Origin of the sequence: Pseudomonas sp. MM213, assembly GCF_020423045.1 — a bacterium.
Taxonomy (GTDB): Bacteria; Pseudomonadota; Gammaproteobacteria; order Pseudomonadales; family Pseudomonadaceae; genus Aquipseudomonas; species Aquipseudomonas migulae.
Genome location: NZ_CP081943.1, coordinates 2,877,553 through 2,903,184 on the forward strand (window position 1 = coordinate 2,877,553; position 25,632 = coordinate 2,903,184).

Sequence of the window (25,632 nt, forward strand, 5' to 3'; positions counted from 1 at the left end):
CGGTTTATACCTTCAAGCCAAGCTCAGCCGAGAGCCGGGCCGTGACCCCTTTGATCAGGGGAATCAGCTCGGCCATTTTTTCCAGCGGCATGTACGGCACGGTGCTGGCAATGCTGATGCCGGCGACGATGCGCTTGCTGGCATCACGGATCGGCGCCGCCACGCAGCGGATCGACGGTTCGTTGTCTTCCAGGTCGAAGGCGTAACCGCCCGCCACGTACTCAATCATGCGCTGCTGGAACTGCTCCCAGGATTGCTCCGGGTGCTGCGGCCAGAACTGATTTTTCCCACCCGCCGGCAGGCTGACTTCATACAGCCGCTGCCATTCTTCCTGCGTGTCATCGAGCATCAGCGCCTTGCCGATCCCGGTACGCGCCAACGGCATGCGATGGCCAACCCGCGAACGCATTTCCGGACCATTGCGCCCCGGATTCTTGTGCAGGTACAGCACCTCGTCGCCCTCGCGAATCGCCAGGTGAATGGTGTCGCCGGTCAACGCCGACAACTCATCCAGATACGGACCGGCCAACGTGACCAGCGGCAATTCCTCACGCGCCTGAAAGCCCAACTCGATCAGCTTCGGCCCCAGCAAATAACCGACTTGCGGCACCACGCGCAGATAACGCTCGTCCACCAGGCAACTGGCCAGACGATGGGTGGTGCTGCGCGTCGTGCCGATCAGCCGGGCGATTTCCTTGAGATCGCGGGCGCCACTGGCCACGGCCTGAACCACACCCAGACCGCGAAGCAGGGTCTGAGTGCCGGTCGGCGCGGCGTCCTTGGCGATTTTTGGGGCGTCTTCCTGCATATCCAGCCTTTACCGTTGAGCGAGTGAACGGGCGGCATTATGGTCGCCCGACGGCTACGACTACAACTTGATACGCTCGACCTTCCCGACCAGCAGAATGTAGGAAAGCGCCCCCAACAACGCGAGAACCGAGATGTAGGTGATCGCCGGAGCGAACGAATCACCGCTGGCGAGGAAACCGATGACAATCGGCGTGGCAATCGCCGACAGGTTACCGATGAAGTTAAACACGCCGCCGGTCAGCCCCAACAAGCGTGCCGGTGCCAGCGTTGAAACCAGTGACCAGGTGATCGAAGCCAGACCGTTGCCGAAGAACGCCAAGGCGAGGAAGGCTATCACCAGCGGCGTCGACTCGACGAAATTGGCGCCGATGATCGAGGTGGAAATCAGCAAGCCGCCAATGATCGGCAACTTGCGGGCGAAACCCACCGTGTAGCCGCGACGGATCAAGAAGTCGGAGAAGAACCCGGAACAGAGTACGCCGACGAAAGCGGCGAGAAACGGCAACGACGCCAGCAGGCCGGACTTGATGAAATCCATGCCGCGATACTTCACCAGGTAGGTCGGGAACCACGTCAGGAAAAACCACAACGTCGAGTTGAGGCAGAACTGGCCAAGGTAAATGCCCCACAACTTGCGCTTGGTCAGGACGATGCCGAGGTCGGTCCAGCTGAATTTCGCCTTGACCTTCGCTTGCTCGGCCTGAATATCCACCAGCCCGCCGCCTTCGCGGATCAGGTCGATTTCAGCGTCATTGGCGCCTTTGAAATCCCGTGGCTCGCGATACACCGCGTACCAGATCACCGCCCAGAGAATGCCCACCGCACCGGTGCTGACGAACACCATGTGCCAGCCAAATTCATGCTGCAACCAGGCGAGTACCGGCGTCAGGAACGCCAACCCGACGAACTGGCCGGAGGTGTAGAAACCAATGGCCGTGGCGCGCTCGCGCTCCGGGAACCAGGTGGTGACTACGCGGCTGTTGATCGGATACGCCGGGGCTTCCAGCGCACCGACCGCCATGCGCAAGACGAACAGCGCAATGAAGCTGGCGGCGAAACCGAGCATCACCGTGGCGATCGACCACAGCAGCAAGGCGAGGCTATAAAGGATGCGCGGCGGAACACGATCCACCAGCCAGCCGCCGGGGATCTGCATGGCGGCGTAGGTCCAGCCGAACGCGGAGAAGATCAGTCCGACATGGATCGGGTCGATGCCCAGGTCACTGGTCAGCGCCGGGGCAGCGATGGACAGGTTGCTGCGGTCCAGATAGTTGATCACTACGGTGATAAACAGCAGGACCATGATGAAAAAACGCTTGCGGCTGGGCGCCACCAACGACGCCTGCCCGGTGAGGGTTTGCGGTTGCATGGGGAATGCCTCTTCTTATGTTTATTGAGGTCGATGTGGAACTGGAATGATGCCGATCTCCCTGTCCATGGAGATCAACCTGTGGGAGCCAGCCTGCTGGCGATCGCGTTGGGTCAGTCACCATGAATGCTGGATGTGCCGACCAAATCGCCAGCAGGCTGGCTCCCACAGGGATTTGCGGTGGGTCAGCGATCACTCACCACTCGGCAAAACTGCCGTCGGCATGGCGCCAGATCGGGTTGCGCCAGCGATGCCCGACCGCCGCGCGTTCGATCACGTATTCCTCGTTGATCTCGATCCCCAGGCCCGGGCCGTTCGGAATCTTCACGAAGCCTTTGTCGTAATCGAACACCCGTGGATCCTTGACGTAATCCAGCAGGTCGTTGCTCTCGTTGTAGTGGATGCCCAGGCTCTGTTCCTGGATGAACGCGTTGTAGCAAACCGCATCCAGTTGCAAACACGCCGCCAGCGCAATCGGCCCCAACGGGCAATGCAGCGCCAGCGCTACGTCGTAGGCTTCAGCCATGTTGGCGATCTTGCGAGTCTCGGTGATGCCACCGGCATGAGAAGCATCCGGCTGGATGATGTCGACGTAACCTTCGCTGAGCACGCGCTTGAAATCCCAACGCGAGAACAGACGCTCACCGAGGGCAATCGGTGTGCTGGTCAGCGGCGCCAGCTCCTTCAGTGCTTCGTAGTTTTCGCTGAGCACCGGCTCTTCGATGAACATCAGTTTGTACGGATCGAGTTCCTTCATCAGCACCTTGGCCATGGGCTTGTGTACCCGGCCATGGAAGTCCACACCGATACCGACGTTCGGCCCGACCGCATCACGCACGGCGGCGACGTTGGCCAGGGCCAGGTCGACTTTCTCGAAGGAATCGAGGAATTGCAGCTCTTCGGTGCCGTTCATTTTCACGGCGGTGAAACCACGGCTGACCGCTTCTTTCGCGGCGCGCGCAGTGTCTGCCGGACGGTCACCGCCAATCCACGAATAGACACGAATCTTGTCGCGCACCTGACCACCGAGCAGGTCGCTGACCGACACACCCAAGGCCTTGCCCTTGATGTCCCACAACGCCTGGTCGATACCGGCCAGCGCACTCATGTGGATCGCACCGCCCCGGTAGAAGCCGCCGCGATACAGCACGGTCCAGATGTCTTCGATGTTGCGTGGGTCTTTGCCGATCAGGTAGTCGGACAATTCTTCAACGGCAGCCGCCACCGTGTGGGCACGGCCTTCGACCACGGGTTCGCCCCAACCGGTCACGCCCTCGTCGGTTTCCACTTTCAGGAAGCACCAGCGCGGCGGAACGATGAAGGTGGTCAGTTTGGTGATTTTCATCTCTTCTTCTCTCTTATTAGATGCAGCGCGCTCGGCGCCAAAAAAGTCTTAACGCAGAGCGTTCCATGCAGCGACGTAGGCCTTGGCGTTGGACGCCACTTGCGCCGCCGTCATGCCCGGCTTGAACAACCCGGACCCGAGGCCGAAGCCCTTCACGCCCGCGTCGATAAACACCTGCATGTTCTCCGGGGTGATCCCGCCCACCGGCGCCAGAATCGTCCCGGCGGGCAACACCGCCAGCCAGGCTTTTACAACCGCCGGGCCCATTTGCTCGGCGGGGAACATCTTCAGCACGTCCGCGCCTTCCGCCAATGCAGCGAACGCTTCGGTCGGCGTCGCCACGCCAGGCGACAGAAACAACCCGGCGGCCTTCGCGGCACGCAGCACTTTGGGATCGCTGTGGGGCATGACGATGACCTGCCCGCCGGCGGCTTTCACTTGCTCGACCTGCTCCGGCGTCAGCACCGTGCCCGCGCCGATCAGGCAATCGGCAGGCAAGGTACTGCGCAGGATGCGGATACTTTCGTACGGCTCGGGGGAATTGAGCGGCACTTCGATGACGCGAAATCCGGCTGCGTAAAGGACTTCTCCGATAGCTGCCGCTTCCTGCGGGCGCAGGCCACGCAGGATTGCGATCAGACCGTTTTGCGCCAATGCTTGTTTGAGCATGTCAGACCTCCAGTCAGGTTTAACGGGATGGGTTTGGAGTGATCAGCCCGGCGGCGAGCGCCAGTTGCCACAACCCGCGTTCGGTAGCCTGTTCGGCCAGCGTCACTCGGGCAAAACCGCAGGCGTCGAGCGCCCGGCTGTAACGGGCACAGAGTTGGGAATTGCCGATGAGAATGATCGACGGCAGATGAACGCTGTTGCGCCGACGCCGCTGAACCGTGGCCAGCGCCGACAGCTCATGGCCGATCAACAGGCCGGACAAATAATCCGGTTGCGCACTGCCGCTCAGTTCGCCGGTCAGCCCGAGGCTGCGGGCACTGAACAGCGTCGACAGCGGGCCGATTTCGCCGTCCGCCGACAGGGCCACTTGCACGCCACGGTCAAACGCATCGCCATCGAAAGACCCACCGCGTTGCTGGGTGCGCCCCAGAATGCTGTGTTCGCTGAGCACCGCGAAGACTTCGCCAGTCATGAAGGTGTCGAAATGCACGATGCAGCCATCGGCCACTTCCACCCATTTCGAATGGCTGCCCGGCAGGCCGATCAACAGATCGCTGCCCGCCTCGCCCGCCAGGTTTTGCAGCACGCCGAGGACCTGGGTTTCTTCACCGCGCATCACGTTCGGCAGGCGCGAACGCTGAATCACGCCCGGCACGATGTGCACATCGACACCGCGAAGACTGCGAATGGTTTGTAGGGAGGTTCCGAGATTGGCAACGTTTGCCGGCGTGTCACGGTAGGCCGCTTCGCACCAGCCTTGCGCGCTGCCAACCATGCCGCAGGCAATCACCGGCAAACCGGGTTGCTCATCGAGCCAGTCACCGCAGGCCTCGTCAAAGGCCAGTTCAAAACCGTCGGTGCATGCCAGACCGTTAATGATTCGCGGCGTCCGGGGCAGCTGCATGATTCCCGATGACAGCGAACGCTGTTCGAGCACCTGGCCACTCGCGGCGAGTTTGTAAGCACGTAATGAGGTTGTCCCCCAATCGAGCGCGATCAATTGCGCCAGCATCGCTTCACCTGTTTTGTTTATTGGCAGTGAGTGAGCTGGACTATAAACCCTGACACAGGGAAATCTCAATATATAAATATACATCCCATATTTTGGGATATACCCAAAAAAAGATCGCAGCCTTCGGCAGCTCCTACAGTGGGTCATCTACACCCTGTAGGAGCTGCCGAAGGCTGCGATCTTTTAAGTAATCAATTGCCCGCAGCAAAATCCCTTAGCACCGCGCCATCCATCCGATACCGCACCCACTCCTCCTGAGGCTGCGCTCCCAAGGACTTATAGAACTCGATAGCCGGCTTGTTCCAGTCCAGCACGCTCCACTCAAAACGCCCGCAATCATTGGCGCAGGCGATTTTCGCCAAGTGGCGCAGCAGGGTTTTACCGGCGCCGCCACCGCGCTGCTCGGGAGTGATGTAGAGGTCTTCGAGGTACAGGCAGTTGCTGCCGAGCCAGGTGGAATAGCTGAAGAAGAACACCGCAAAGCCGATCGGCAAACCGTCGCGCAGGCAGATCAGGCCGTGGGCGGTGGCGCCTTCGCTGAACAGGCTGCGCTCGATGTCGGCGACGCTGGCGATGACTTCGTGGCGGGCACGTTCGTAATCGGCCAGTTCAGTGATGAACGCGAGGATTTGCGGAGCATCGCTGGGGGTCGCCGGGCGGATTTCGATCGTCATGGACGTGCCTTCGTCAAAAGTGGAAAACGCCATACTAAGTCGGCGCGCAACGCTCGTCACACTGGAAATTCAAAGCTGATCTATGGAGGATGTGGAGCCGCTGCCCCAACCGTTTTCACTTAACAGGACGTTTATGACGACTGATGCTTTCGCGCCGCTGCCAATCCTCGCCGCCAGGTTGCTGCCCCACGCACTGGAACCCTCGGAAGACGGCGCCCACGATCTGTCGCACCTGCAGCGGGTCTGGCACAACGTGCGCACTCTTCATGCCGAGGAAGGTGGCGATATTGAAGTGCTGCTGGCAGCGGTGCTTTTGCATGATTGCGTGTCGGTGGAGAAGAACTCGCCGTTGCGTTCGCAAGCATCGCGGCTGGCAGCCGAGAAGGCCTCTGCAGTGTTGACCGACATGGACTGGCCCAGCGCAAAAATCAGCGCCGTTGTACACGCCATCGAGGCCCACAGCTTTTCTGCCAACATCACCCCAAGTTCCCTCGAAGCGAAAATCATGCAGGACGCCGACCGTCTCGATTCCCTTGGCATGCTCGGCGTTGCGCGCACCTTTTACATCGCAGGTCGCATGGGTAGCGCGCTGTATGACCCACAAGACCCGGAAGCAAATGCGCGGGAATACGATGACAAGCGCTTTTGCCTCGATCATTTCCAGACCAAGCTGCTGCACTTGGCAAACGGCTTCCAGACCCTCACCGGTCAACGCCTGGCCCGCATCCGGCATGAACGTTTGAAAAATTTCATGGAGCTGTTCAAGGAAGAAATCGGTATCGGCTGAGTGCATTACTCCGCCCACCACTAACCCTGGAATCGATAACCTCAGACCTAACATCGGCGCCTTGCATGATAGATAGATGACACTCTCCGTTATCGGGTCAAGGAAGCGCGTCATGTCTACTGCTCCACCTCAGGTCTCCAGCAAACTGTTCGGCCTGTTTTGCCTCGCCAGCTATTTGCTGTCGCTGTCCTACGGCTCGACGTTTTTGCTGTCGCTGTTGATCGGCTCGCGCGGCGGTAATGAACACGATGCCGGGAGCGTGATTTCGGCGGCGATGCTCAGTACGTTTGCGGCGGTGATCGTTTCCGGGCACTTGTCCGACTGGCTTGGCGCGGCGCGTTCGATTGCGCTGTTCGGCGTGCTGCTGGTGGCGGCCAGCCTGGGTTTTGCACTGACGCCGGGCTTCGGCCATCTGCTGCTGTTTTTCGGCTTGCTGCTGGGTTTGGGCTGGGGCGTTTTCTACACGCTCGGGCCGATCATCGTCGCGAGCCTTGTGACGCCTGCCCAGCGGGCCAGATATTTCGCGCTGCTGTCGGGCAGCATGATGACCGGGATCGGCAGCGGCCCGTTGCTGGGCCGCGCGGCCAGTGCGCTGGGCTATCCCGTAACGGCGGCGTTTTACCTCGCGGCGCTGGCCAGCCTGATTGGCGTGTTGCTGTTCTGGCGCCTGGATGCGCAGCTGAAAAAAGCGCCCTCGCCTACCGCTGCGGTCGCACGCATTTCCTGGCGCGCAACCCGGCAGATTTTGTCGTCCCGCGCAGTGTTCCCGATCCTCATGGTCGGCCTCGGCGGCTGCGTGTTTGGTGGTCTGTCGAGTTTCCAAACCAGCTACGCGGCGTCTCGTTCGCTGGATTACTCGCTGTTCTTTTTCGGCTTCATGGGCGCGGCGATCAGCAGCCGGATGGTGATTGCCGGGTTCGTGGTCAAGCGCGATCCGTTCCGCGCATCCTGCCTGTTGTCGGGGCTGATGATGGTTTCGATTGTGATGTTCGGTTTCGTGGTCGACAGCGGCTTCAGCTACGTGCTCGCGGCGATGATGCTCGGGGTCGGTTACGGGCTGACGTATTCGGTGATCAATGGCCTGGCGGCGAATGAAGCGCCGCACGGCACCACCGCGCAAGCGTTGCTGCTGTTCAGCCTGTCGTACTTCATTGGTGTGTTCGGCTTTCCGTTGCTGGCCGGAAAGATCATCGTCGAACACGGGATGGCGACACTGTTGCTCACCGTTCTCACCGTGGCGCTGTTGAACTGGCTGATCACCGTGGGCCGCCTGATCTGGCGGCGCTACACGGTCAAAACGTTGCAACAGGCCTGAACCGTTCGTCGTTCATCAGTATCCATGAACGTCGATAAAAACCGATCAAGCTTGGTGCGGCTGGGGTTGAGGCGGCGCGCAAGCTGGACGTGTAAACGTTTGAGGGCCCCTTCGCGGGCAAGCCTCGCTCCTACAGGAACTACGCGATCCCTGTAGGAGCGAGGCTTGCCCGCGAAGACGTCAAATCAGGCGCAGAAAGTCTCGCGGATCAACGCATCCACCTCATCCGCCCCAGGCGAAGTCGCCGGCCCCCACCGAGTCACCGCCAGCGCCGCTGCCGCATTCGCCCGCCGCGCCGCTTCACCCGCAGACAACCCTCGCGCCAACCCGGCCACAAACACTCCGGCATGGGCATCCCCGGCGCCGTTGCTGTCCACCGCCTCAACCTTGAAACCCGGCACGTGCTGACGCTCGCCATGCTGATGAATCCAGCACCCTTGCGGACCGTCGCGAACCACCATCAACACCTTCGACGGCAGATGATCGGCCAGTCGATCCAGCGCCTCGGCAATGTCCGACGCCCCGGTAAACCGCAGCGCCTCGACGCTGTTGCTGGTCCACACATCGATACGCGGCAACAACGCCTGCATCAACGGCGCATCGGGTGATTCCACCAACGGGCCCGGGTCAAATACGACATTGATCCCGGCGGGCAAATCCAGCACCCAATCCACCAGCGCCTGAGCCTTGCCGACATGCAACAGGCTGTAGCCGCTGACGTAGACATAGTCGCCCGCCTGCGCCGCTACGCTGTTCAAATCCTCTACGGACACTTCACCTTCGGCGCCGATGTAGGAAACAAAACTACGTTCAGCCGAGGCGTCCGTGATCGCCACGCACAACCCCGTGTCTCGTTCAGCACTGTGAGCAATGCCGATGCGAATGCCTTCAGCCTTCATCGCTTCCCGCGCCAGGTCGCCGAAACGACCGTTGCCGTGACGGCCCAGGTAAACCACCGGCAAGCCATTACGCTGAGCGGCGGCCATCACATTGAACCCGCCACCGGCTTCGAAACTGGCGGATTGCGCCAGTACGTCGCCGCCGGGCTGAGGCAGTTTATCCACGGCCATGACCAGGTCGATGATGACCTGGCCGGTGTGCAACATTTTAGGCATGAGCATTCTCGAGCGACGCGGCGCGGCGATCCCTGGCCCCGCCGAGTACAAAATAAATCCCGCCGGCGACCAGGAACGTCACGATCCAGCCGAGGCCGTTATGGCCCAGCCACGAGTCGGAGAGGAACCCACGGAACCAGACGGTTTGTTCGGTGGTGCCAATGGTGGTGAAGCTGAAACCCAGCACGATCGCCAGGGCCCACGCACCGAAAGCACGCCACTCGACGCCGCCGCGATACCAGTAGGCGCTGCTCGGGCTGACGTCCAGCAGGTCTTTGGGGCTGTAGTAATGACGATGAATCAGGTCAACGACGAAGATCCCGACCCACGCCGTGATCGGCACGGCCAGCAGCGAAATGAAGGTGATGAACGGGCCGTAGAAACTGTCGGCGATCAGCATGAAGTAAATCGAACCGGCGAAAATCGCCACGATGTCGACCACCACGGCGTAGACACGCTTGACCTTCAGGCCGAGGGTCAGCGTGGTCAAGCCGGCGGAATACACCGACAGGTTGTTCGACAGCAGCAAGCCGCCGAACGCGGTGATCAGGTACGGCACGGCCATCCAGGTCGGCAGCATGTCGCGGATCGCAATGATCGGGTCAGTGGCCGACGCCAGGTCGTTGTTGCCCACCGACAGCAGGCCGCCGAGGGTGATCAGCAACACCAGCGGGATCCCGGCACCAAACGCGGCGGAAGCCACCAGACGTGCAGCCTTGACGCTGCGATGCTGATAGCGCGACATGTCCGCGCCGGCGTTGGCCCAACCGATCCCGGTGCCGGCGGCCATGGTGCCGACGCCGATGATCATTGCGCTAAGCGGTGCAGGCGTGGCGTTGAACACGGCGCTCCAGTCGATGGTGGCGCAGAGGAAACCGCCGACCAAAATGTTCAGCGCGCCGAACACATAAGTCGCCCACTTCTGAATCACCAGCAACGTCGCGTGACCGAGGCCGGACACCGACAAGGTCAGCAGCACGAAAATCGCGATGAAGATCAGGGTCAGCACCGGTGCGCTTTTGGCTTCCACCGGCGAGCCGAACAGGATCGAACACAGCGACAGCAACACGAACGCGGCGGTGGTGGTGTTGACGGTTTCCCAACCCAGCCGCGACATCAACGAAACCAGGGTCGGGCCGATGTTGCCGCGTACGCCGAAGATCGCCCGCGACAGCGTCAGGCTCGGTGCGCGACCACGGCGACCGGCGATGGAAATGATCCCGACGACGGCAAAGGAACCGGCAGCGCCGAGGATCGCGACGATGATCGCCTGCCAGATCGCCAACCCGCGAAACGCCACCAGCGTAGCGCCGAGCGGCAGGCCGAGGATGGAAATGTTAGCGGCGAACCAGACCCAGAACAGCTGCAGCGGATGCCCGTTGCATTCGGCTTCCGGCACCGGCTCGATGCCACGGGTTTCCAGTTGCCCGGCGCTTTGCCCGGCGTTCGATGAACTCATGTGAAATGCTCCTGTTGCCTTTGTTGTGGTTATGGGCAATTGCGGAAGTCGACATAACATCCCGGCGATCCTGGCCGTAGTTGTGCGATCCATTGCGGGTTATCAAATTAAATCGGCGGCGCGCCCATCGCCGGCAAGCCGGTCTCGCTCCCACAGGTATTGGGAACACCGCAGATCACTGTGGGAGCGAGATCGGCTTGCCGACGATGGCGTCAGCCCAGTCAACGCAAAGCCAAAAGCCCCTGCACCAACGGTTCCAGCTCCAACGCATTAACAGCTTTGACCTTGTCGATCATCGCCACCGGCCAACTCTCAAGCCCCAGACAAGCCCCGAGCATGGCCCCCAGAATCGCCGCGATGGTGTCGGTGTCGCCCCCCAGACCTGCGGCCATGCACAGCGCGTCGAAGGCATTTATTTCACCGATGGCCACTTGCTGCGCCAAGGCAAACGAAACCACCACCGACTCCTGCGAAGCCACCGACGTGCCGATCACGTCGTACATCAAGTCCGCCAGCATCGCCTTGTCGCTGTCGACGCTGATCGTCCGCGCCCAACTGATGCGCGAGGCAATGCGTCCGCCCGCGACCCAATGGCCGTGGCTTTCCGCTTGCTGGGCGATTTGCTGGCCGAGGTTCAATGCCTCGCCGAGGTCCATGCCGTTGATGCCGGCCGAGACCACCGCCGCCACCGCCGCCGCGCTGGAAATGCCCAGCGTGGTGTTGTGGGTGACCTGGCAGGCCTGCACCACGGCGTTGATGAAACGCTCGGGATCGCGGACATCCGCCGAAATGCCGACGGGCGTGATGCGCATCGCCGCGCCGTTGGTGGTGCCGTAGCGCCCCGCTTCTTCCGGCGAATGACCGGCGAGGATCATCTCGATCGCCCGTTTGGTCGACGGCCCGAGCAAGTCCTGCGAGCCCTTGGCCTGCATCGCGGCTTCCCATTCGATCAGCCGTTGCGCCAGTACCGACGGTTCGATCCTGCCCTTGCCGTCGATCAACAACTGACCGACCAGAATGGCCTGTTCGGTGTCGTCGGTGATCGAGCCTTTAGGCATGTTGGCCGCAATCGGTTGATTGGGGCCGGCGTCTTGCAGATCGGTGATTTCACCGAAACGCGCCTTGATGACGGCGCGGCTCAGCGATTGCGTCGGCATGCCCAGCGCATCGCCCAGGGCCAGTCCGTAAAACGCGCCCAGTGCACGATTGAGCGCGGTCATTGTGGGTTTCCAAATTGCAGGTGCAGGCGAAAGTGCACGGGATCGAGCAGGCTTTCGACCTGCTCCATGAAGCGGTTCTGCCGATCGTAGGTGGTGCGCAAGGCTTTTAGGAACACCGTGCCGACCGGACGACCGAGCAGCTCGGCATCTTCGGCATTCAAGGGTTCGGCGCCGATCCATTGATCGCCGCGCTCGCCGATGTAGCCGTACGCGGCCAGGGTGATGGTCAGGGAATTGTCGATCAGGCCGACACGCGGCAGGCTTTCCAGGCCCCCGGTGGCGGGCATCAATGAGCGTTCGAGGGAAACCAGCTTGCCGTCGGTGGAACGACGGCGGCGGTCGAGGGTGATGAATTGGTCAGTGCCGAAACGCGGCAGCAGGTCGGGGCGAGTCACCGCCTCAAGCCGCAGCACTTCGGTATTGATCAGCGCCCCGCTGTCGGCCAGCGCCTGCGCCCAACCGCTGCGCTGATCGAGCACCACCCCGTCGAACGTGACGATGGAACCGACACCACTTTGCGTCGCGATGTAGTTGCGCCGTTTCAATTCGGCCAGGGCTTCACGCAGCGTACCTCGGCTGACTTTGAATTCTTGAGCCAACTGATGCTCGCCCGGCAACTGAAAGCCGTCCTCCATGAGGCCGCTTTCAATGCGCCGGATGAGTTCGTCGACCACCCGTTGTTTCTTGTCAAATCGTACCTGTCTAATCATGTACAAATTGATACCTGAAACGACTTGTAACAGGCAAGACATATTTAGGGGGGGTGACGGAAGGATGCGGTCGCGAGGTGAATCAGGTACATCGCCTTCGCGGGCAAGCCTCGCTCCTACAGGTTATATGTCAGTCGCGTAATCCATGCACGACACATAACCTGTAGGAGCGAGGCTTGCCCGCGAAGGGGCCAGCACAGACAACAAAAATCTCAGCGTTGTTTCAGACGGTCGATAACCACAGCCAGCAGCAAGATCGAACCACGAATCACGTACTGATAAAACGTATCGATGTTCTTCAGGTTCATCGCATTCTCGATGATCGCCAGAATCAACACCCCGGCGATCACATGCCGGATCATGCCGATCCCGCCACTGAGCGAAACCCCGCCAAGCACACACGCCGAGATCACCGTCAGCTCGAAACCCTGGCCGATCATCGGCTGGCCGGAAGTCATCCGCGACGCCAGAATCACCCCGGCCAACGCCCCGATCACACCGTGCACGGCGAAGATGATGATCTTGGTCCGGTCAACGTTGACCCCGGCCAGCAGCGCCGCTTCCTGGTTGCCGCCGATGGCCATGGTGTTGCGCCCGTAGGTGGTGTAATTCAGCAACCAGCCGAAAAACAGGAAGCAGGCAATGGTGATCAGGATCGGCACCGGCACGCCAAACAACTGGCCGTTACCGAAGACGAAGAACGACTCCTGCGACACGCCCACCGCTTTGCCATTGGCAAAAATGTAGGCCAGACCGCGAACGATCTGCATGGTCGCCAACGTAGTGATCAATGCATTGACCCGCAGCTTGGCGATCACGATCCCGTTGATCAGCCCGACGATCAAGCCCATGAACAGCGCCGCCACCACACCGAGAAACACGCTGTCGGTGTCGCGCATCACCACCGCCGCGACCACGCCGGCACAGGCAATCACCGAGCCCACCGACAAGTCGAAATGCCCCGACGCCAGGCAATACAACATGGTGCATGCGGCAATCCCGGTGGTGGAAATCGCCAGGCCCAGACCGCGCATGTTCAGCGGCGAAAGGAAGTTGTCGATCAGTAAGGTGCAGAGCACAAAGATCCCGACGGCCGCGAGCAGCATCACCCAGTCATCGAGAAAGCGCCGCAGGTCCAGAGGTTTGCGCTGGGTGGGCAGAGCGTTGTTTTGGGTTGTCATCATAGTCACCTCTCAGTTCGCCACGCCGTCAGCACGGTGGCGCGGCAAAGCCAGTTGCAGCAGGTTGGATTCGTTGGCTTCGTCACGGGACAGTTCGCCGCGCATCGCCCCTTCGCAGAGCACCAGGATGCGGTCGGAAATACCCATCACTTCCATCAGGTCGCTGGACACCACGATCACCGCGATGCCGCTTTCAGCCAGGTTATGGATGATCTGGTAAATCTCGGCCTTGGCGCCGATGTCGATGCCGCGAGTCGGTTCATCCAGAAGCAGCACTTTCATCGGCATCGACAGCCAGCGGCCGAGAATCGCCTTCTGCTGATTGCCGCCGGACAGGTACATGATTTTCTGTTCCGCGCTGGGCGTCTTCACTTTCAGCGCCTTGATCTGCTTGTCGGCGTTGTCCTTCTCCCACAGGCCGCGCAACAGGCAACCGAAGGTGGAATGGGCGCCGCGCGCGCTGATGTTGATGTTCTCGGCAACGCTGGAGAGCGGCATGATGCCCTCCTTCTTGCGGTCCTCGGGACACAGCAGAATGCCGGCGGCAATCGCATCGCGGGGTGAACGCAGTTTCAGTTCATGACCGCGCAATTCCAGGCGCCCCGCGGTGTTGCGCTCAAGGCCGCTGAGCATGCGAAACAGCTCGGTTCGCCCTGCCCCCACCAGACCGAACAGCCCGAGGATCTCGCCTTTGTGCGCATCGAAACTCACCGGCTCACGCAAGCCCGGCCCGAGCAGACCGTCGACCCTCAACGCCACCGCGCCACGCTTGCGCGGGCGGTAATCGTAGATGTCCTGAATGTCGCGCCCGACCATGCACGTGACCAATTGATCGTGGGTCAGCTCGCTCATGTCCTCGAAGGTGCGCACGTACCGGCCGTCCTTGAACACTGTCACCGCGTTGCAGATGCGGAACACTTCTTCCATGCGATGGGAGACGTAAAGCACCACTTTGCCTTCGTCGCGCAGGCGCCCGATGATCGCCATCAAGCGATCGATCTCCCGCGCCGAGAGGCTGCTGGTCGGCTCGTCGAACGCGATCACATGCGCGCCACGGGACAACGCCTTGGCGATTTCCACCAGTTGCCGCTGCCCGAGGGACAGGCGCCCGACCTTCTCCTGCGGATCGATTTCATCGGCCAGGCCCTTGAGGCAGGCCAGCGCTTGTTGTCGCAGTGCGCCGCGATTGATCAGGCCGAAACTGGCGGGCAAATGACCGAGGAACAGGTTTTCCGCCACGGTCATTTCCGGCACCAGATGCAGTTCCTGATGGATCACCGCCACCTTGTTGCCGATGCTGTCGGCGGTGGACTTGAAGACCATCGTTCGCTCGCCGATCTGCAGGTCGCCGCTGTTCGGCGTGTAGGCGCCGCCGAGGATTTTCAGCAGGGTCGATTTGCCGGCGCCGTTCTCACCCATCAAGGCATGAACCTGACCCGGATGGGCGACGAAGCTGATGCCGTCCAGCGCCCTCACCCCGGGAAAGGTCTTGCCGATCCCGTTGAAGCGCAGGCTGCCGCCGACGCTGTCGTGTTGTGTCTGTACTTGCGCGTGCATAAAACACCTCATCACACAGATCAGGCAGCCCCGTCGCCAGGGCCGCCGATGAAATCAACCGCGCCTCAGTTCCAGAGGCCGATCTTTTCCAGCTCCTGCTTGAAGTTGTCGCGCGTGATCAGGGTCACGTCGTCCATGGCGGTGTACTTCGCCGGCTCTTTGCCGGTGGTGACCCACTCGAACATCATGCTGGCGGTGTTGTAACCCTCGATGTGCGGGCTTGGCAGCATCGAGCCGAAGAAGCCGCTGTTGGGCTTTTTCAGTTCGCCGATGGCGTCGGTGCCGTTGATGCCGATGCCGATCACGTTGGCCGCAGCAAAACCGGCGCTCTCGGTGGCGCGTACGCCGCCCAGTACGGTGTTGTCGTTCATGCCGCCGATGATCAGGTTCTTCGCCGCGCCCGGCAGTTTCACCAGCGCCGAGTTGGTGGCGTCCATGCTGCCCGGCACGTCGAGGGTTTTCAGGGCCGAGAACAGGATGTGGTCTTTTGGCATGCCGGCGTCTTCCAACGCTTTGACTGAACCGTCGGTGCGCTTCTTACCGGTGTCGAGTTCGTTGTAGGTGTTGATGACCGCGTAGGTGTCTTTCCAGTCCCAGTTGCGTTTTTTCGCTTCGGCGGCCATCGCCGCGCCCTGCTTCTGGCCGACTTCGAACGCCGCCATGCCGAGGTACGGAACGTCTTCCATGAACTTGCCGCTGGCATCGACGAAACGGTCATCCACGGCAATCACTTTCAAACCGTTGAGTTTGGCTTTGGCCATGATCGCCGGGCCGAGGGACACGTCCGGCGGGCAAATCACGAAGCCCTTGGCGCCGTTGGCAGCCAGGCTGTCGATGGCGGACAGGGTTTTCTCGCCGTCCGGCACGGCGATCTTGATGACCTTGAAGCCTTTCTCTTTGCCGGCCTTTTCGGCGAAGGCCCATTCGGTCTGGAACCAGGGCTCTTCCGCCTGCTTGACCAGAAAGCCGATCTTCACTTCCTCGGCCGCCAGCAAGCTGCTGCTGAGGCTGACCGCGGTGACCGCCAAAGCGGCACAGCACAGGGAACGGATCCCACGACGACGATTCATAAGCTGACTCCTTGTTATTTTTTTTGAGCGTTATTTTTCAAAGCCGGTGCAAACGTTGTAGCAAATAGTCATATCGTATGATGATTGGATTTCAGACGTAATTCCGCGCCTGAAACCCCGGTTATTCAGTCGTGGTACATCACCGAGCGCCCACCATCGATGGTGATGCACGAGGCGTTGATGAACGGCGCTTCATCGCTGGCCAGGAAGACTGCCGTCATCGCCACTTCAATCGGCTGGCCAATGCGCCGCGGCGGATGCAGATCGAAAGCGCGCTGACGTTCGGCCTGCGGGTCGGCAAAACCGTTCCAGTAATCGACGTTCAGTTGGGTTTCGATGTAGCCCGGTGCAATGGCGTTGACGCGAATGCCTTTCGGCGCGTATTCGATGCCCAGTGCGCGGGTCAGGCCGAGCAAACCGTGCTTGGCCACCGGGTACGGGAAGCAGCCGGGAATGATGTGCGTGGAATGGGTCGAGGCGATGTTGATGATGCTGCCGATGCCCTGCTCGATCATCTGCGGCAACACCGCCTTGCAGCCGAACCAGGCGCCATCGAGGTCGATGGCAAAGCAGCGGCGCCAGTCTTCTTCAGTCATTTCCAGCGGATCGCGGAACACATTGACGCCGGCGCAGTTGACCAGCACGTCGATGCGGCCATGCAACTCGACGGCCCTTTTTGCCATCGCGTGCAGGTCTTGTTGATTGGATACGTCAACCTTGATCGCCTGAACATCGAAGCCTTGGGCGCGCCAATGCGCCGCGACGCTTTCGACTTTCTCGCCCTGGATGTCGCTGATGATCAGCCTGGCTTGCTGGCAAGCGAAGGCCGCAACAATCGCCTCGCCAATGCCCTGAGCGGCACCGGTCAGCAGCACGACCTTGTTTTTCAGGCGCTCGCCCTTCGGCGGTTCGGGCACTGGAGGCAGGGAGAGCGCTTCAGCCATGGATCAGCGCTCCCTTTCGCGGGCACGACAAAAACCGGGCATCTGTCGATGTCCGGCCAAAAAACGTGTTGGAAAATCGCTGCATCACTTCACCTGTTTTGTTTTTTTAAGTGTGAGTGCGTGTAACTGATTGGAGCCGACTATAAACCCGACCGCCAAATAATCTCAATATATAATTTTACATCCCATATCTTGGGATTTAATCAGCAAATCTCGTACAGGGCTTTCCGGGTATATCGACCCGGATCGACAACACCGCGCCGTCCAGCGGATGGTTGAGCGGGCTCGCAGCGCTGGTGATGTAGAGGGTTTTCAGGTCCGCACCGCCGAAGACACAACTGGTCGGGCGACTGACTGGCAATTCGATGATGCGATCGACATACCCATCCGGTGTCAGCCGGATCAGGCAGTTGCCGTCCCAGCGCGCGTTCCAGATATAACCTCTGGCATCCATCGCCGAGCCGTCGGGGCCGCCACGTTGATGCGGGCCGAACCAGACCAGCGCGGGATCGAGGCCGCCGTCGGTGCGGATGAAATGCTGGTAGAGCGTGCCATCCAGACTGTCGGCGAAATAAAGCGTGGTGGCGTCATCGCTCCACAACAACGTATTGGGAATGCCCAAACCGCGCAGCAGCGGCGTGACCCGGGCATCCCGGTCGATACGAAACAAGCCGCCGGAACGCCGCACAACGGGCAGGTCTTCGCCATTTTCGCCGATGTTGTTTTGCATGGTGCCGAGCCAGAGTCGCCCCTGGGCATCGCAACGGGCTTCGTTGCCGCGATTGCCCGGCTGCGGGTCGGCGACGCAGAACAAGGTCAGCCGTGGCTCAAGGCCTGGCGAATCCAGATCGAGCCGATACACGCCACTGCTCAACGTCACCAGCGCATCACCGCTTTCGCAGGGAATGAAAGCCGACACGTGCTCGGGCATCTGCCAGATCTGCACGTTGGCACCGATCAGGCGCAGTACCTGTTTGCCGGCGATATCCACCCAATAGAGGGCTTGCGTCGGCGCATCCCAGAACGGGCCTTCGCCGAGGCGTGCCCGGTGTCCGGTGACTGCGGTCCATTCCATGAAACCTCCTGCGTTGTTCTTGTTTGTAGGAGCGAGCTTGCTCGCGATGGACGTCAACGGTAACGCGTGTCCGCTGCATAAACGCGCTGCCTTGAAGTTTTTCGCGAGCAGGCTCGCTCCTACAGGGTTCTATGTTTTTAGCCGGCTTTTTTGTCGGCCATGACTTTTGGGTAGAAGCGTTTGATGGCCATGTCGGCGTTGTCGATCAGCGTCATGCAGGCCCACACACCGCGTGCCGCGTCGCGGGCGGCGATGGCGTCGGCCATGTCTTTGTGAATTGGCAGCGTGCGGCGCAGTTCGTCAGGGTCGGCGGCGGAGACTTCAAAAGACACCGCCAGCAACGCGCCGAGGGCCGGGACCATTTGTTCGATGAATTGATTGTGGCTGGCCGCGAGGATGCACTCGTGGAAGAACTGGTCGGCGCGGTTGTAATCGATGCCGCTGTGCACCGCGCGCTCCAGTGCGTTATAGGCCTGAAGCACCGCCTGCACCTGCTCGACGGTCGCCCGCTCGCAGGCCCAGCGCACGGCCATCGGCTCGATGGTGCGGCGTAAATCAAGGAGGTCGTCGACGAAGTTTTCCGGCAGGCCGCTGCGGGACAGCCAGCCGACGACTTGCGGATCGAAGAGGTTCCAGCGTCGCACCGGCAATACCCGCGTGCCGACCTTCGGCCCGACTTCGAGCATGCCTTTGGCGACCAGGGTTTTGATGGCTTCGCGGATGACGGTGCGACTGACGCCGAGCTGCTCGCCCAGGTCGGCCTCAACCTTGAGGGTTTCGCCGGGTTTTACCTGGCCCGCCGCAATCCAGCAACCCAGCCAATCGACCGTCGATGCGTGAAAACTGCTGGACATGGGCACCTCGATGCAGGGACGGCACAATGCCGTTCGCGATTGTTGCCCACGCTAATCATCATACGATTGGGTGTCAATTTGATTTTGAAGCTGAGTAGCGAGATCGCGTTATCGTTCTTCGCGGGCAAGCCTCGCTCCTACAGGCGCCGGCGAACTCTGTAGGAGCGAGGCTTGCCCGCGAAGGCGTCAGCACTGACGACTCAAGGCTCGAGGCCGATGGGGAAGAAGATGCCGCCGCTCCATACGCCCAGCCAACGCTGCCCATCGATTTCACGAGTCACCGCCAACTCCACCAATTGGTAAAACACATTGCGATGAATCAGCGCTTCGAGATTGGAGCGCACATGCACGTAAGGCGCAGGCTCTTGTGTCACCGGATCAATCACCACGCGGATCGCATGGTCGGCACCGGCCTCGGCGGTTTCATCCACATGGGTGGTGAAGCGCAAGACCTGGGCTTCACCCTCGCCTTCAACATCCACGGCAATCGCCACGAACGGAGCATCGTCAACCTTGATGCCGACTTTCTCGACCGGGGTGATGAGGAAATAATCATCGCCGTCGCGGCGAATGATGGTGGAGAACAGTTTGACCATCGGCTTGCGCCCGATCGGCGTGCCCAGGTAATACCAGGTGCCGTCGCGGGCGATGCGCATGTCGATGTCGCCGCAGAAGTCGGGGTTCCACAAGTGGACCGGTGGCAAGCCTTGGGTCTTGGGGATTTGCCCCAACAGGTCGTTGGCTTTTTGCGGGCCACTCATGGCGTTCTCCTTGGAATTACTGGTCGCCGAGCCCCAGCAGGCTGCGCGCGTATTGCCGCAGCGGCGGGCCCATCAGGTCTTCTGGCTTTTTGTCGTAGAACGTCAGTAAACCGCCACGACTCTTGATACGTGCAGTATCAATCAAATACTGGGTGCTGGTCTCGATCAACATGATCTGAATCACGCCGGAGTCGATACCCAGACGATCCACGGCTTCCTGGTCGAGCCATTCGTCCGTGTTGCCGATACGGTCGTCAGACTTGGCGAAACGGGTGTAGAGCAGGTAATGCGCACCGACCGCACGGGCTTCGCCCATGGCCTGCTCGAGGCCTTCCGGCGTGTGTGCGCGGCGGACCATCGGGAAGTATTCGATAAAACCGTCGAAGGCGACTTCGGCAATCACGTTAGGTCGCGGGTAGACCGCACTGCCCGGCGGCACAAAGGCGCCTTGGGCGATATAGACGAACGAATCCGGCTGAATGCGCAGGTTGTTCACGCGGCGGCTGTCGCTGTGGTCAAGCAGCCCCACGTCGCTCATGTGGTAGCGAGCTTCTTCAGCCATATCGCTGACATTCATGCAGCCACCAAGCGCCAAAACGGCCAGCAGCAAAACCAGGCTACGCATCCTACCCTCCAGAGGCCGGTGACGGAAAACCGGCGAATGGCCATGGGATGCAGCTTCCGCGCCAGCTCATGTTCATCGTCGCCTGACAGATTGCCTTCGCGGGCAAGCCTCGCTCCTACAGGGATTTGCGAATAACTGTAGGAGCGAGGCTTGCCCGCGAAGAGGCCGGTTCAGCCGCCGATAATCTTCATGACGGTCGCACCACCGGAAAACGCCACCTCCTGCTTGTCACCCAAGGCCTTCACCAGGAGTCGCTGCAAAGCCGGCAATGCCTGGTGACGAGGTTTATCCAGCAGATCGCCGACATAGTGACGATTGCTCGACGACAGGCAGCCATGCAGCCACCCGGTTGAAGACAGGCGCAGCCGCGAACAGGTTCGGCAGAACGGAACACTTTCGTTGGCGATTACCCCGAAATAGCCCTGCCCCGGAATTTCATAGCGCACCGCCGTGGCGTCAACCGGAGCATCGGCCTGGAGATACTCATAGCGATCACCGATCAGGCTCAACAGCTGTTGCAGGCTGACGAATTGTTGCAGGAATGCGTTGTTGTCGTTGGCCAGGTGGCCCATGCGCATCAGTTCGATGAAGCGCAGTTCATAGCCACGCTCCAGGCAATAATCGAGCAGCGGCATGACTTGATCGAGGTTCTGCCCGCGCAGCGGCACCATGTTGACCTTGATCTTCATGCCAGCGGCGCTGGCCTGGTCCATGCCATCGAGCACAGTCGCCAGATCGCCGCCGCGAGCAATGCTGCGGAATGCGCCGGCATCCAGGGTATCAAGGGAAACGTTGATGCGACGAATGCCGGCATCGACCAGCAGGGGCAGTTTTTTCGCCAGCAATTGACCATTGGTGGTCAGGCTGATGTCTTGCAGGCCCATCTGCCCGACGGCGGTCATGAAGGCTTCGAGTTTGGGGCTGACCAACGGCTCACCGCCGGTGATGCGCAGCCGTTCGATCCCCGCCGCCTCGATCAAGTAGGCAACGCCGCGTGCCATGGCTTCGGCCGACAGTTCATCCTGCGCAGCAACCAGCCGCTTGCCGTTAGGCACGCAATAGGTACACGCGTAATTGCAGGCGGAGGTCAGGCTGATTCGCAGATTACGAAAACGCCTGCCTTGACGGTCAACGATCATGGTCACTCCGGCACAAGGAATTCGGACGACGTAAAACTTGACTCACAAATCAAGTTTTAGCAAGTCCCATGCCTGAGTATATTACTGAGGTACTGCGCCATATAGCGAAATCATGGCGCAATAAGGCAACTGAATGACTCAGCTACTCGGCGTGTCGGTGTCGCGCTTGCGCTTGTTGCCCATGCGCACGCCGATGTCCATCAGGAACTGGAAGAAGCCTTCCTGATCTTCCAGCACATTGCTCCAGAACGGCGAGTGATACAGCGCCACGGCGCCGTGCACCAGCGCCCAGGATGCGCAGTAATGGAAGTAAGGCGGCACGTCTTCGAGCTTGCCTTCGCTGATCCGGCCCTTGATCAGCAGGGTCAGGCGTTCGAAGTTCGAGGCGCGAATCTTGTGCAGCTCCTCGATCATCTCCGGCACCTGATTGCCCTTGACCACCTTTTCTTCCAGGCGATCGAACAAGCGGTAACGTTGCGGATCGCGCATGCGGAATTCGAAGTAGGCCCGGGACAGCGCTTCCTTGTCCTTGTCGACATCGGCCGAATGCAACAGCTCGTTCAAATCACGCTCGTAATCGAGCATCAGGCGCAGGTAGATCTCCGCCTTGGATTTGAAGTGCTTGTAGATTGTGCCTTTGCCGATACCGACGGCATCAGCAATCATCTCGACGGTGACACTGTCTTCACCTTGGTCGAGGAACAGCTTGAGCGCGGTATCGAGAATTTCTTGCTCGCGGCGACGAAATTCACGGACCTTACGAGGTTCTTTATGCATAAGAAAAGGTCTGTCGGGGTCAAAATTCGAAGCCGCGTATTATGCCTAACTTGCGGCAAAATGCACGGATCATCCTTCCATATCTGTGTTTCTAGATGAATTCTGTCAGCACCAGCTTTTAATGAGAACTCTTCCGAAGCGCCTGTATTCCAAAATTGTTTAAAAACCTGGGCCGGTAAACTGGACTCAGCGCAATACTGATCAATACTTCAACTGTCGGCGGGGCATCTCCCCCAAGTGCCGCGTCGATATTGGTACCAACGGACCGCGTACCATTGTTTTACTCCTAATGGTCTTAACCCGGATTCACCCCCCAGAACCCGGGTTTTTTTTGCCTGCGATTTAACCTTTCACATGCGCCAGCGGGAACAGTCGCTTGAAGTTCTCGGTCGTCTGCGCGGCAAATCGATCGTAGGATTCACCGCGTAGCATTGCCAGAAACTCTGCCACTTCCCGCACATATTGCGGCAGGTTCGGCTTGCCGCGATAAGGGATCGGCGCCAGGTACGGCGAGTCGGTTTCCACCAGCAATCGGTCGGCAGGCACTTTACTGGCCACGTCACGCAGCGCATCGGCGTTGCGGAAAGTGACGATGCCAGACAGGGAAATGTAATAACCCATGTCCAGCGCCGCTTTGGCCATGTCCCAATCTTCGGTAAAGCAATGCAAAACGCCGGCCTGGGGCAAAGCGGCCTCGCGCAGCAGGTTCAGCGTGTCCGCCCGGGCACCGCGTGTGTGAATGATCACCGGTTTGCCGGTCTGCTGCGCGGCTTGCAGGTGCAAGCGAAACGACTCCTGCTGCAACTCCGCCGCTTCAGGTTCGTAGTGGTAATCCAGGCCGGTTTCACCAATCGCGACCACACGCGGATGATTGAGCTCCTGCAGCAGCCAATCCAGCGCTGGCGCAGCGCCCGGCTGCACGTCCAACGGGTGCACGCCGACCGAACAGTCGACATCGTCATAACGTTCGGCCAGGGCTTTGACATCGGCGGCGTTGTCGACGCTGACGCCGATACACAGAAAGTGCCCTACCCCGCGCTGGCGGGCCGCATCGAGTGCGGCATCCAGCGAGCCGTCATGGGCGGCGAGGTCAAGGCGATCAAGGTGACAATGGGAATCTACGAGCATAAAAAGGGCTGCAACTTACATCGTATGAGTGGGACGGTCGGACTTCAGGGCTCCGGCCAGGTGGGTTTCGATTCGACTGCGCGCGGTGTCGTCACCGTCGTTGAACTGCACGCCGACGCCCGCGGCCCGGTTGCCTTGCGCGCCTTTGGGGGTGATCCAGGCAACCTTGCCGGCGACCGGAATTTTCTCCGGCTCGTCCATCAGGTTCAGCAGCATGAATACCTCATCGCCCAACTTGTAGCTCTTGTTGGTCGGGATAAACAGGCCACCGTTCTTGATGAAGGGCATGTAGGCCGCGTAGAGCACGGAGTTGTCCTTGATGGTCAGGGACAAAATGCCGTTGCGCGGCCCCGGATTGACGGCTTCATTCATGCTGACCTCCACTGCTGATGTTCAGAGGATAGGCCCAGTCGGTCACTTCTGGGTAGGCAACGACGCCCATTGCACCAGCAGCGCTTCAAGCAACAGCACCCGATTGAGGTTGGCCTTGCTCATGACTTTCTGGCGCTGGGCGAGGATCCAGTCCTGAATGTTCAGGACTTTGTCTTGAGCGCTTTTCTGCGCCAGGTATTGAATCACCTTGCGCATATCGGCCAATCCCAGCCCGTCTTCATCCTGAGTCAGCTGATACCGCAGGATCAGGCTCGACCAGTCGCAGAACCAGTCAAACAGCAATAACAGCGGAATCGCGTTCCAGCCTTCGGCCAGTTGCGTCGGCGATTGCTGCTGCTTGAGCAACTTCTTCACACCGTCGACCACCAACGCCCGCTGCTCGCGCACGCCCTGGGCCTGCAAATTCACCGCCGCCAGCGGTGAGCCGGCGGCGAGGGTCAGCAGTTCGACGCGCTCTTCTTCCGAACTGTCCGGTAACGCCTTGGCCAGCCACGCAAGGCTCATGGCCTCGCTTGGCAGTGGACAGGCTTGCTGCACGCAGCGGCTTTTGATGGTGGGCAACAGTCGACTGGTCTGGTGACTGACCAGTAACAGCACCGTATCGCCGGACGGCTCTTCAAGGCTTTTGAGCAAGGCGTTGGCGGCGTTGATGTTCATCGACTCGACTGGCTCGATCAACACCACTTTGCGCCCACCCATCTGCGCGGTCTGGACCACGAAGCTGACCAGCTCACGAACCTGATCGACCTTGATCGCCTTGTCGGCTTCTTCCGGCTCGAGGATGTAGTTGTCAGGGTGGCTGCCGGCTTTGAGCAGCAGGCAGGATTTGCATTCGCCGCAAGCATCCTGCGCGGTCGGGCGCTGGCACAGCAGGCTGGCCATCAGGCGCTCGGCCAGCGCTCGCTTGCCGATCCCGGCCGGGCCGTGCAGCAGATAGGCGTGCGCATGTTGTTTGCGACCTGCCAACTGCTGCCAGAGGCTGTCCTGCCACGGATAGGCTTCAGCCACGGGTCAGCTCCAGCAGACGCGGCAACAAGGCGTCCAGCGACTGTTGAACCTGCGCCAGCGGCTGGGCAGCGTCGACCAGCACATATCGCGCCGGGTCGGCTTCAGCGCGTTTGAGGAACGCACTGCGCACCGCATCGAAAAACGTCCGGCCTTCGAGCTCAAAGCGATCCAGACGACCGCGAGCGCTGGCGCGGGCCAGCCCCACTTCCACCGGCAGATCGAAAATAAGCGTCAGGTCCGGGCGCAGCTCGCCCTGAACGAAGCTTTCCAGCGTAGCGATGCGCTCCAGCGACAAACCGCGACCGCCGCCCTGATAGGCGTAGGTCGAGTCGGTAAAGCGATCGCACAACACCACCGCGCCACGGGCCAGCGCCGGGCGGATCACGCCGGACAGGTGCTGGGCACGCGCGGCAAACACCAGCAACAGCTCGGTGTCGGGGTCCATGGTTTCCTCGACTGGCGCCAACAGCACCTCGCGGATCTTCTCGGCCAGAGGCGTGCCGCCCGGCTCGCGGGTCAGCACCACTTCAATACCGGCGGCGCGCAGGCGCTCGGCGAGGTATTCGCGATTGGTGCTCTTGCCGGCGCCTTCGGGGCCTTCCAGGGTAATAAACAAGCCAGTCACAGGCAGTCCT

The 25,632-nt window shown here is 60.6% G+C and carries 26 protein-coding genes; 2 read left to right on the forward strand and 24 right to left on the reverse strand.

The annotated features are described in order from the left end of the window. Positions 1–4 precede the first annotated feature (4 nt). The 6 genes from K5R88_RS13005 to K5R88_RS13030 all read right to left on the reverse strand — a co-directional run bounded on the left by K5R88_RS13005 (position 5) and on the right by K5R88_RS13030 (position 5,879). The gene (locus K5R88_RS13005) at positions 5–808 is read right to left on the reverse strand and encodes an IclR family transcriptional regulator (RefSeq protein ID WP_008032872.1); all 804 of its coding nucleotides are present in this window, start codon (positions 806–808) and stop codon (positions 5–7) included. Between the two features lie 60 nt (positions 809–868). After that, positions 869–2,179, reverse strand: coding sequence for an MFS transporter (locus K5R88_RS13010; RefSeq protein WP_008032871.1), 1,311 nt, complete (start codon positions 2,177–2,179; stop codon positions 869–871). A 196-nt stretch (positions 2,180–2,375) separates the two neighbouring features. Then, positions 2,376–3,524, reverse strand: coding sequence for a galactonate dehydratase (gene dgoD / locus K5R88_RS13015; RefSeq protein ID WP_007903915.1), 1,149 nt, complete (start codon positions 3,522–3,524; stop codon positions 2,376–2,378). 48 nt (positions 3,525–3,572) lie between these two features. Next, positions 3,573–4,193, reverse strand: a complete 621-nt coding sequence (locus tag K5R88_RS13020) for a 2-dehydro-3-deoxy-6-phosphogalactonate aldolase (RefSeq protein ID WP_008032870.1) — start codon at positions 4,191–4,193, stop codon at positions 3,573–3,575. A 19-nt stretch (positions 4,194–4,212) separates the two neighbouring features. Continuing rightward, entirely contained in the window at positions 4,213–5,205 is a 993-nt protein-coding gene (locus K5R88_RS13025) for a 2-dehydro-3-deoxygalactonokinase (protein WP_226300077.1), read from the reverse strand. Positions 5,206–5,396: 191 nt separating this feature from the next. Next, entirely contained in the window at positions 5,397–5,879 is a 483-nt protein-coding gene (locus K5R88_RS13030) for a GNAT family N-acetyltransferase (protein ID WP_008034765.1), read from the reverse strand. Between the two features lie 133 nt (positions 5,880–6,012). Here K5R88_RS13030 and K5R88_RS13035 point away from each other — a divergent pair, with 133 nt between their 5' ends. Together K5R88_RS13035 and K5R88_RS13040 are read left to right on the forward strand one after the other, a co-directional pair. After that, positions 6,013–6,666 carry an HD domain-containing protein gene (locus K5R88_RS13035; RefSeq protein ID WP_226300078.1) on the forward strand — a complete coding sequence of 218 codons (654 nt, stop codon included), beginning with the start codon at positions 6,013–6,015 and terminating at the stop codon, positions 6,664–6,666. A gap of 112 nt (positions 6,667–6,778) precedes the next feature. Beyond that, positions 6,779–7,981, forward strand: coding sequence for an MFS transporter (locus K5R88_RS13040; protein WP_226300079.1), 1,203 nt, complete (start codon positions 6,779–6,781; stop codon positions 7,979–7,981). A 185-nt stretch (positions 7,982–8,166) separates the two neighbouring features. Here K5R88_RS13040 and K5R88_RS13045 read toward each other — a convergent pair whose 3' ends face one another. From K5R88_RS13045 to tmk, 18 genes are all read right to left on the reverse strand, one after another. After that, positions 8,167–9,096: a PfkB family carbohydrate kinase gene (locus tag K5R88_RS13045; RefSeq protein ID WP_226300080.1), complete on the reverse strand. Its 930-nt coding sequence runs from the start codon at positions 9,094–9,096 to the stop codon at positions 8,167–8,169. Further along, the gene (locus K5R88_RS13050) at positions 9,089–10,555 is read right to left on the reverse strand and encodes a purine-cytosine permease family protein (protein WP_008031640.1); all 1,467 of its coding nucleotides are present in this window, start codon (positions 10,553–10,555) and stop codon (positions 9,089–9,091) included. Before K5R88_RS13050 ends, K5R88_RS13045 begins: the two co-directional genes overlap by 8 nt. Positions 10,556–10,776: 221 nt before the next feature. Beyond that, positions 10,777–11,775 (reverse strand): ADP-ribosylglycohydrolase family protein, encoded by a 999-nt coding sequence (locus K5R88_RS13055; protein WP_223415223.1) that lies wholly within the window; start codon positions 11,773–11,775, stop codon positions 10,777–10,779. Continuing rightward, positions 11,772–12,485: a GntR family transcriptional regulator gene (locus K5R88_RS13060; protein WP_032828923.1), complete on the reverse strand. Its 714-nt coding sequence runs from the start codon at positions 12,483–12,485 to the stop codon at positions 11,772–11,774. The genes K5R88_RS13055 and K5R88_RS13060 overlap by 4 nt, the downstream gene beginning before the upstream one ends. 212 nt (positions 12,486–12,697) lie before the next feature. Continuing rightward, on the reverse strand, positions 12,698–13,666 hold the full coding sequence (gene araH, locus K5R88_RS13065; RefSeq protein ID WP_032828927.1) for an L-arabinose ABC transporter permease AraH: 969 nt from the start codon (positions 13,664–13,666) through the stop codon (positions 12,698–12,700). Positions 13,667–13,678: 12 nt separating this feature from the next. Next, positions 13,679–15,223, reverse strand: coding sequence for an L-arabinose ABC transporter ATP-binding protein AraG (gene araG, locus K5R88_RS13070; protein WP_226300081.1), 1,545 nt, complete (start codon positions 15,221–15,223; stop codon positions 13,679–13,681). Between the two features lie 65 nt (positions 15,224–15,288). Further along, positions 15,289–16,293, reverse strand: coding sequence for a substrate-binding domain-containing protein (locus K5R88_RS13075; RefSeq protein ID WP_008031628.1), 1,005 nt, complete (start codon positions 16,291–16,293; stop codon positions 15,289–15,291). Between the two features lie 125 nt (positions 16,294–16,418). After that, on the reverse strand, positions 16,419–17,237 hold the full coding sequence (locus tag K5R88_RS13080) for an SDR family oxidoreductase (protein WP_008031626.1): 819 nt from the start codon (positions 17,235–17,237) through the stop codon (positions 16,419–16,421). Between the two features lie 199 nt (positions 17,238–17,436). After that, entirely contained in the window at positions 17,437–18,312 is an 876-nt protein-coding gene (locus tag K5R88_RS13085) for an SMP-30/gluconolactonase/LRE family protein (protein WP_226300082.1), read from the reverse strand. 137 nt (positions 18,313–18,449) lie between these two features. Continuing rightward, positions 18,450–19,166, reverse strand: coding sequence for a FadR/GntR family transcriptional regulator (locus K5R88_RS13090; protein WP_226300083.1), 717 nt, complete (start codon positions 19,164–19,166; stop codon positions 18,450–18,452). A gap of 200 nt (positions 19,167–19,366) precedes the next feature. Next, positions 19,367–19,927, reverse strand: coding sequence for a DUF1285 domain-containing protein (locus K5R88_RS13095; RefSeq protein WP_223453153.1), 561 nt, complete (start codon positions 19,925–19,927; stop codon positions 19,367–19,369). Between the two features lie 16 nt (positions 19,928–19,943). Further along, positions 19,944–20,552 carry a DUF4823 domain-containing protein gene (locus K5R88_RS13100; protein WP_223453154.1) on the reverse strand — a complete coding sequence of 203 codons (609 nt, stop codon included), beginning with the start codon at positions 20,550–20,552 and terminating at the stop codon, positions 19,944–19,946. A gap of 170 nt (positions 20,553–20,722) precedes the next feature. Beyond that, positions 20,723–21,691, reverse strand: a complete 969-nt coding sequence (locus tag K5R88_RS13105; RefSeq protein WP_008031614.1) for a GTP 3',8-cyclase MoaA — start codon at positions 21,689–21,691, stop codon at positions 20,723–20,725. 138 nt (positions 21,692–21,829) lie between these two features. Then, positions 21,830–22,468: a TetR/AcrR family transcriptional regulator gene (locus tag K5R88_RS13110; RefSeq protein WP_008031613.1), complete on the reverse strand. Its 639-nt coding sequence runs from the start codon at positions 22,466–22,468 to the stop codon at positions 21,830–21,832. A gap of 342 nt (positions 22,469–22,810) precedes the next feature. Further along, a complete protein-coding gene (locus tag K5R88_RS13115; protein WP_226300084.1) occupies positions 22,811–23,596 on the reverse strand; it encodes a TatD family hydrolase in 786 nt (261 codons plus the stop codon). Between the two features lie 15 nt (positions 23,597–23,611). Then, entirely contained in the window at positions 23,612–23,968 is a 357-nt protein-coding gene (locus K5R88_RS13120) for a PilZ domain-containing protein (protein ID WP_008031608.1), read from the reverse strand. Positions 23,969–24,010: 42 nt separating this feature from the next. After that, positions 24,011–24,997: a DNA polymerase III subunit delta' gene (locus K5R88_RS13125; protein ID WP_008031605.1), complete on the reverse strand. Its 987-nt coding sequence runs from the start codon at positions 24,995–24,997 to the stop codon at positions 24,011–24,013. After that, complete coding sequence (tmk, locus tag K5R88_RS13130) at positions 24,990–25,622, reverse strand: dTMP kinase (RefSeq protein WP_226300085.1); 633 nt, start codon at positions 25,620–25,622, stop codon at positions 24,990–24,992. Before tmk ends, K5R88_RS13125 begins: the two co-directional genes overlap by 8 nt. Between the last annotated feature and the right edge of the window lie 10 nt (positions 25,623–25,632).

What these genes read in the sequence shown, in the direction of transcription:
- K5R88_RS13005 (WP_008032872.1), bottom strand. Translation starts at nt 808, where the DNA reads ATGCAGGAAGACGCCCCAAAAATCGCCAAGGACGCCGCGCCGACCGGC.
- araG (WP_226300081.1), bottom strand. Translation starts at nt 15,223, where the DNA reads ATGCACGCGCAAGTACAGACACAACACGACAGCGTCGGCGGCAGCCTG.
- K5R88_RS13010 (WP_008032871.1), bottom strand. Translation starts at nt 2,179, where the DNA reads ATGCAACCGCAAACCCTCACCGGGCAGGCGTCGTTGGTGGCGCCCAGC.
- K5R88_RS13040 (WP_226300079.1), top strand. Translation starts at nt 6,779, where the DNA reads ATGTCTACTGCTCCACCTCAGGTCTCCAGCAAACTGTTCGGCCTGTTT.
- K5R88_RS13095 (WP_223453153.1), bottom strand. Translation starts at nt 19,927, where the DNA reads ATGAGTGGCCCGCAAAAAGCCAACGACCTGTTGGGGCAAATCCCCAAG.
- K5R88_RS13020 (WP_008032870.1), bottom strand. Translation starts at nt 4,193, where the DNA reads ATGCTCAAACAAGCATTGGCGCAAAACGGTCTGATCGCAATCCTGCGT.
- K5R88_RS13055 (WP_223415223.1), bottom strand. Translation starts at nt 11,775, where the DNA reads ATGACCGCGCTCAATCGTGCACTGGGCGCGTTTTACGGACTGGCCCTG.
- K5R88_RS13025 (WP_226300077.1), bottom strand. Translation starts at nt 5,205, where the DNA reads ATGCTGGCGCAATTGATCGCGCTCGATTGGGGGACAACCTCATTACGT.
- K5R88_RS13060 (WP_032828923.1), bottom strand. Translation starts at nt 12,485, where the DNA reads ATGATTAGACAGGTACGATTTGACAAGAAACAACGGGTGGTCGACGAA.
- K5R88_RS13085 (WP_226300082.1), bottom strand. Translation starts at nt 18,312, where the DNA reads ATGGAATGGACCGCAGTCACCGGACACCGGGCACGCCTCGGCGAAGGC.
- K5R88_RS13100 (WP_223453154.1), bottom strand. Translation starts at nt 20,552, where the DNA reads ATGCGTAGCCTGGTTTTGCTGCTGGCCGTTTTGGCGCTTGGTGGCTGC.
- K5R88_RS13050 (WP_008031640.1), bottom strand. Translation starts at nt 10,555, where the DNA reads ATGAGTTCATCGAACGCCGGGCAAAGCGCCGGGCAACTGGAAACCCGT.
- K5R88_RS13090 (WP_226300083.1), bottom strand. Translation starts at nt 19,166, where the DNA reads ATGTCCAGCAGTTTTCACGCATCGACGGTCGATTGGCTGGGTTGCTGG.
- K5R88_RS13120 (WP_008031608.1), bottom strand. Translation starts at nt 23,968, where the DNA reads ATGAATGAAGCCGTCAATCCGGGGCCGCGCAACGGCATTTTGTCCCTG.
- K5R88_RS13110 (WP_008031613.1), bottom strand. Translation starts at nt 22,468, where the DNA reads ATGCATAAAGAACCTCGTAAGGTCCGTGAATTTCGTCGCCGCGAGCAA.
- araH (WP_032828927.1), bottom strand. Translation starts at nt 13,666, where the DNA reads ATGACAACCCAAAACAACGCTCTGCCCACCCAGCGCAAACCTCTGGAC.
- K5R88_RS13075 (WP_008031628.1), bottom strand. Translation starts at nt 16,293, where the DNA reads ATGAATCGTCGTCGTGGGATCCGTTCCCTGTGCTGTGCCGCTTTGGCG.
- K5R88_RS13115 (WP_226300084.1), bottom strand. Translation starts at nt 23,596, where the DNA reads ATGCTCGTAGATTCCCATTGTCACCTTGATCGCCTTGACCTCGCCGCC.
- K5R88_RS13030 (WP_008034765.1), bottom strand. Translation starts at nt 5,879, where the DNA reads ATGACGATCGAAATCCGCCCGGCGACCCCCAGCGATGCTCCGCAAATC.
- K5R88_RS13045 (WP_226300080.1), bottom strand. Translation starts at nt 9,096, where the DNA reads ATGCCTAAAATGTTGCACACCGGCCAGGTCATCATCGACCTGGTCATG.
- K5R88_RS13080 (WP_008031626.1), bottom strand. Translation starts at nt 17,237, where the DNA reads ATGGCTGAAGCGCTCTCCCTGCCTCCAGTGCCCGAACCGCCGAAGGGC.
- dgoD (WP_007903915.1), bottom strand. Translation starts at nt 3,524, where the DNA reads ATGAAAATCACCAAACTGACCACCTTCATCGTTCCGCCGCGCTGGTGC.
- K5R88_RS13105 (WP_008031614.1), bottom strand. Translation starts at nt 21,691, where the DNA reads ATGATCGTTGACCGTCAAGGCAGGCGTTTTCGTAATCTGCGAATCAGC.
- K5R88_RS13035 (WP_226300078.1), top strand. Translation starts at nt 6,013, where the DNA reads ATGACGACTGATGCTTTCGCGCCGCTGCCAATCCTCGCCGCCAGGTTG.